General features: G+C 34.5%; 8 protein-coding genes. 1 reads left to right on the top strand and 7 read right to left on the bottom strand.

Features of this window, described 5'->3' with window-relative positions:
- Window positions 1-162 (bottom strand): GH25 family lysozyme (locus tag NIE88_RS22955; RefSeq protein ID WP_373689481.1); only part of this gene is annotated, 162 nt, incomplete at its 3' end.
- Between the two features lie 212 nt (window positions 163-374).
- On the opposite strand from NIE88_RS22955, the gene NIE88_RS21630 reads away from it, so the two are divergent.
- Complete coding sequence (locus tag NIE88_RS21630) at window positions 375-1,400, top strand: acyltransferase (RefSeq protein WP_253065633.1); 1,026 nt, start codon at window positions 375-377, stop codon at window positions 1,398-1,400.
- 186 nt (window positions 1,401-1,586) lie between these two features.
- Here the strand turns inward: NIE88_RS21630 and NIE88_RS22950 are convergent, their stop codons facing one another.
- From NIE88_RS22950 to NIE88_RS22540, 6 genes are all read right to left on the bottom strand, one after another.
- Entirely contained in the window at window positions 1,587-1,724 is a 138-nt protein-coding gene (locus NIE88_RS22950; protein WP_373689479.1) for an XkdX family protein, read from the bottom strand.
- Window positions 1,725-2,422: 698 nt separating this feature from the next.
- A complete protein-coding gene (locus NIE88_RS22945; RefSeq protein ID WP_373689480.1) occupies window positions 2,423-2,500 on the bottom strand; it encodes a putative holin-like toxin in 78 nt (25 codons plus the stop codon).
- 514 nt (window positions 2,501-3,014) lie between these two features.
- Complete coding sequence (locus NIE88_RS21625) at window positions 3,015-3,563, bottom strand: hypothetical protein (protein WP_507237326.1); 549 nt, start codon at window positions 3,561-3,563, stop codon at window positions 3,015-3,017.
- Between the two features lie 243 nt (window positions 3,564-3,806).
- Window positions 3,807-4,631, bottom strand: a complete 825-nt coding sequence (locus tag NIE88_RS21620; RefSeq protein ID WP_253065631.1) for a hypothetical protein — start codon at window positions 4,629-4,631, stop codon at window positions 3,807-3,809.
- A gap of 287 nt (window positions 4,632-4,918) precedes the next feature.
- Window positions 4,919-5,308, bottom strand: a complete 390-nt coding sequence (locus NIE88_RS21615) for a hypothetical protein (RefSeq protein WP_253065630.1) — start codon at window positions 5,306-5,308, stop codon at window positions 4,919-4,921.
- A gap of 13 nt (window positions 5,309-5,321) precedes the next feature.
- Window positions 5,322-5,647: LysM peptidoglycan-binding domain-containing protein (locus NIE88_RS22540; RefSeq protein ID WP_290446641.1), on the bottom strand; the 326-nt coding region annotated here is incomplete at its 5' end.

Below are 5,647 nucleotides of genomic sequence, written 5' to 3'. Positions count from 1 at the left end.
GCCATAGCTGGCTTTAAAGCCGACATTTTTGAGACAAGCCGCAAACCAGTCTGCTTCTGCTTTTGCATCCTCCGTGGAAGTCAACCGAGCAAAGTGATATGCATGAACCTTCAGTGTCCAGATGTGGGCTTCTTGTTTCTTTTGCTCAATGTCGCCGAGCATGGTCAGCATTTTGGAGTTTTGTTCGCGAAGAAACTTGTTTAATTCATCATTTCTGTCATCCCCCTTTTAGGCAAAATAAAAAGACCTTTTTTAAAGGTCTTGACGTAAACAATTTTCAAATTTTGCGAGTAATTTTATTTGTTTCTTTTTTAAATGGTGATTTTTCCCATCCAACACTGTATAATTACTTTGTTAATAAATGGAGGATACAAATGAAAAAAAGATACATATACATGGACATACTAACTATTCTATCTGCTTTATTTGTTGTATATCTTCACACAACATTGAGCGTTTATACTTTTAGATTGGATATGCACTGGTTTGTAGGATTAATCATACAATCTTTATTTATTTGGCCAGTTCCCATTTTTCTAATGATTTCAGGCGCTAATTTATTAAAGTATAGAGAAAGATACGACACCAAAACATTCTTTGCGAAACGATTTATCAAAGTGGGTATACCTTTAATTGTTTGGAGCATCATTTGGCTTATTTATAAACAACATTTTTCAAATATGCCTACCGTACCATTAAAAACAATTATTAAATGGTTTGCCTATAACAATATTCAGAACATCTTTTGGTTTTTTTATACAATCATATGTTTATATATCTGCACACCAATCCTTTCTATTATTTGCAAAAAAGAGAATAAACGAGCTGTTCTTTATTTTATTTTTTTATGTCTTATTCAACAAGGTATCATTCCTATGATATCTTCTTTGATCCATTACCCTATTCCATTTTATAACTCATATACCATAAGTTTTAGTTATTTATCTTTTTATCTTTCTGGATGGTATTTAAACAATTTTTCAATTAAAAAATGTATGAGAAAAATAATTTATATTATGGGATTTTTTAGCGGAATTTGGATATATTACGGAACATATTTAATCAGTTCTCATAACCAACATTTTAATAGAGTATTCTTTTATTATAATTCGCCATTTGTATTCATCCTTTCAATAGCAGTATTTATTTTTTTTAAGAGAATTAATTGGGAAAAATTTATTTCTCCAATATACTCTAAATTAATAATGATGATTTCTTCGACAAGTTTTGGCGTTTATATCATCCATGAATTTTACATTTTTGAACTTGATAAAATGCTAAACTTAGACAATAATTCCTATTTTTTTATGCTTATTTTCCCATTTATCATTTATTTAATAAGTGTCATTACAATACTGCTTTTAAAAAAAATATCTTTTATAAAGAAAGTTGTTCCGTAATCTTAGGAGCCAACAATTGGAGAAGAATAAATTGCTATTTATTCTCCATTTCCATTAACAATAAGATTGACGGTTGGTTTGTGTATTTTTCACATTAAAAAGTCCGGATCAAATTGACCCGGAAACAGGTGTTTTTTTGATGTTTCATGCACTATTTATATCGGTCAGTATCACTAGTTGTTTACTTTAAACGTAATACTCTTGCTCCATGATCGTCTTATAGTCAGCCGCAGTAATCCACTCGGCCGTGACAAATACCTTCATTTGATCGTTTGTGTAAAAACCCTTACAAACAATATCCGCAATAAGAGCGGAGCAGTGCATCAATTAAAACTTACATTTTTGGAAAATGGTCTGCTTCAATCAAAACCACTGCAATGTCATATGAATCGGATCATTTCTTTTTATCTGACAGCATCAGTATTGGCACTACAAGAGACTAATCATCTTAATCAGTTGTCGATAAAAATAAAAGACGCATCAAAGCCCATTTACTAGAGGCCTTAATGCATCAAAATTTAATGAATAAGCTTCCAACTGGACTTGAACCAGCGACCCCTTCTTTACCATGGTAAGGGATTGATAAGATTAGACTATATTCGTTTAGATTTTGTTGGATTTAATTTTTACATCGAATTTGATTCGTACGATATACTAGATTTGCTTAGATTTTGTTAGATTTGATTTGGGCAACAAAATAGGCAACCCCTGTTTTTGATAGGTTGCCTCAATTGGAAATTGGGCAACGTGGGCAACGTTTAATAAATCAGCCGATCGCCCCCATGCCAGTGAGTAGGGAAATAAATAAAAACACCGATCAGTGCTGAGTTTTTGTTTTAAATTTTTTGTATCAATACGCAAATTTTGTGTATAATAAGAGCAGGAAAACAAATCCGCCAGTGCTTCCACACTGACGGGATGGCAATATCCGCACAGAGCGGAACGGTGCTAAGACTAAAATCTATATCATCTGAAAATGATCCACTTCAATCAAAGCCACTCGCAATGGCACATGAAGCGGATCATTTCTTTTTATTTGACAGCATCAGTATTAGCACTGAAAAACTAATCATCAATGTTAATGCTTGGTAGACTGTCATAGGCTCCACCCCCCTTCAGAGGGCGTCACCGCAACCGGTTCATATGCTTCATCTATTGCCTGAATTGATTATATCATATTCTATAAACTTGATAGATTTAACAAAAAAATCCTTCCATTGGGAAGCGGACGGATTTTTTCTGTACTATTGACACCAAGGAAGTATGTCATTGTAAAAATAACATTTAATAAAAAAAATGTTTATTTCTAACAAACAGCATAAATGAAGCTCTTTTGCTAGTATCAAAAGTTATTTTTTTATTGGTGGATATTTTATTTTCTTCATTTCAGATTCAGATAGGTCTGCACCACCAAATTCATGTTTATGGATAGATTTACTGGAAACTTCCATGGCATTGAAAAACACCTTTTTTAGGTCTGCTCGATAAAAATACTCATAAGCAATATTCGGTTTCTCGTCTTTTACATGAATATATCGATGATATTTTCCATCCAATTCCTTACTAAAAACTGAAACATCTTTTGTTTTTCAGAATTAACACTTCCCGTAATTATTAGTATTCTTTTATTTTGTATAAAGCATAATTAAGATTGAAAGTAGCAGGTATACTATATGGACTAAGGTAACCATGCTGAACACCAACGACATTGTAACTACCAGTACCAAAGTAAAAAGCCTGATAAACTAATTTAGAACAGTAGGTCGGACTTTTTTCATATAGGTGAACGTTAATACCATAGGTCAAATGTATATTTTTATTGTCAATATCAGCATTCGTTGAATAGAAGTGGGTATAAGCATAATGCCCAGCGCCATAAGATAAATTTGGATGATTCTTCATTCTATAGACAGCTATCCAACCGTTCCCATACTGATTAGTCCATTTTTTTAATGTAGACATTCTATTATTATCATTTTTAGGTCTGCATTTCGTTCCAGGAGCATCCAAAATGTGTGCTTTACTTGCTGCAATAGCAGCATGTCCTAAAATTCCACTTGAAGATGTAGAGTTTGTTATAAATACATCTCCAGCCTTCATCGCATAGCCACTTTTTGCTAAGGTTTGAAAATTGCTTCCCTGTGCTACAAGTGAATCATTGATGCTTACAGATTAAAGGAACGATATGTTTTTGACGATATAATGGATGTAAAATCAAACTAATCCCTCTCCCCCGTGCAACAGCACGGGAATTATTTTCTATGCTAATCTTTGCTTTTAAAAATGGATATCATCTTTTTAATAAATGATATCAACCAAATGATAATTAGTATTCCAAAAATAAATAAAGAAGGGGCCGAACCCCAAAATGATAAAATATTCATCTTATCAAATCCATCCTTCTTGTTATTCTGAATACCAGCTCTCTCTTAATTGCATCTTTTTAGAAGATTTATACCATTTATATAATTTGACTGCTCCGTGAATTCTATCAAATCGCGTTCCGCCGAGGCTAAAAAGAAAGCTGATCTTAAAGTCAGCATAGGCATTAACATTAGCGCCCTCATGAGTGGCAACAGAATCAGTAACATGCGATGTCGCATCCATATTTCCGCCAAAAACATAGCTTCCTGCAATTGATGAGGATCGCATTTTAATACCATAACTTCCTAAACTATAATGCATTGTGAGCCTTTCATCAAGAAGTCCTGCTCCTTGAATATTATAGGCTGCATGAATGACATACTTCCTAGCTCCATATTCCTTTGTAACATTATACATTTCAGGCATATTGAGTGGAGTTATCATCGCATTGTCATTTTGATTTTCTGCGACATCCTGTGTGCTGACAACAATCTGAGCACCATCATCAACATTTAAGACCTGTACATCGTTTCCTGTATCACTTGAAAATCCATTTTTGCACTCACGCAATGTTTTTGTAAACTTTTCATTCAATGTTTTGTATACACTTGGAGAAGCATTATTTTTTATGTCATTAATTATTAATTTTTTTTGTTCTTCACTTAAATTTTTATACGATTCTGTCTCAACTACTGATTTTATTGTATTTTTTAACTGAACATAGGACGTAATTTTGTTTGGTACACTACGAATAATGTTTTGAGTATTCTCCGTATCTGATTCTGCATTAGCACTTGAAGGCAAGACTACTGAAAATAACACGGCTAATGATAATCCGATTAAAGTAATTGGTTTGCGAAAATGCATTTAACCACTCCTGTAATAATATTTACAAAATTTTAATATAATTAGAATAACATTCTAAACAGCCAAATAATAACGTATTTTTTATGCGTGACCACGCACAATCCCGCATGTTAATCTCTAATTCCGACAGTGTTCGACATTATTTAACAAAATACTTGTCCAATTTACCCATTAAATTAGCAAACTACAAAAATCTCATGTTCACACATTAATCACATTATTAAATGATCGCATCTTCATATCACTCAAATATGTACACCCGGTCACCCGGGCGGTGAATCATTGTGTTATTTCGCCTTAAGCACAGCCTGTTCAATCAGCTGTGGAATCAGTGCCTCAATGTCGCCAATTGCAGACTTGCCAAGTGCGATCAGTTCTGGTGCTTGTGCGATCACAGCTTTAACCGCGTCCTCTTTAACACTGGCAGCGAGGTCAGTTGTAAATACTCCCTTCGCTTTGGCGTCAGCTACAACACGCTGATTAAAGTCAGCGACGACCGTTTGAGCAATGGAACCCAGTCCATCAATCACCTTGTTTGCAATGTCTGCCTGCGATGTGCCAAGGTGTTTGTCCACTGCTGATTTGATTTTTGGCACAAATGCTGTGATCAAAACGCCAACCCCTGCCACCAATATGGACAAAACTGCAGTTAATGCTTGTACGCCTAAATCCTGCACAATAATCATCCTTTCAGTATTTTAATTTCTGCCCCGGGAAAATGAGATCCGAGTGAAGTTTGTTTATGCTTTTTAGCTTATTCACTGTCGTTTTCTTTGCTTGAGTGATCTTCCACAGCGAATCGCCTTTTTTAACAATGTACAGCTTCTTGACTATCTTTTTTGTGGCCTTTTTAACGACTGAGTAGACCTTGACATAATCCTTGTTTGCCGTGATATAGAGGCCGCTCTTTGTCTTAAATCGCAGCAGGCCCGTGGATGACAACTTGTTGCCTGTGATCGTAAAAGCGGTACTTGCCGGAAAAGGTCGTCGCTCGGTACAGATACACCGTCTTTTTC

This window comes from Sporolactobacillus shoreicorticis (assembly GCF_024125445.1).
Lineage (GTDB): Bacteria > Bacillota > Bacilli > Bacillales > Sporolactobacillaceae > Sporolactobacillus > Sporolactobacillus shoreicorticis.
Note: the sequence above shows the minus strand (reverse complement) of the source record. Positions and strands in the feature narration are given on the sequence as shown.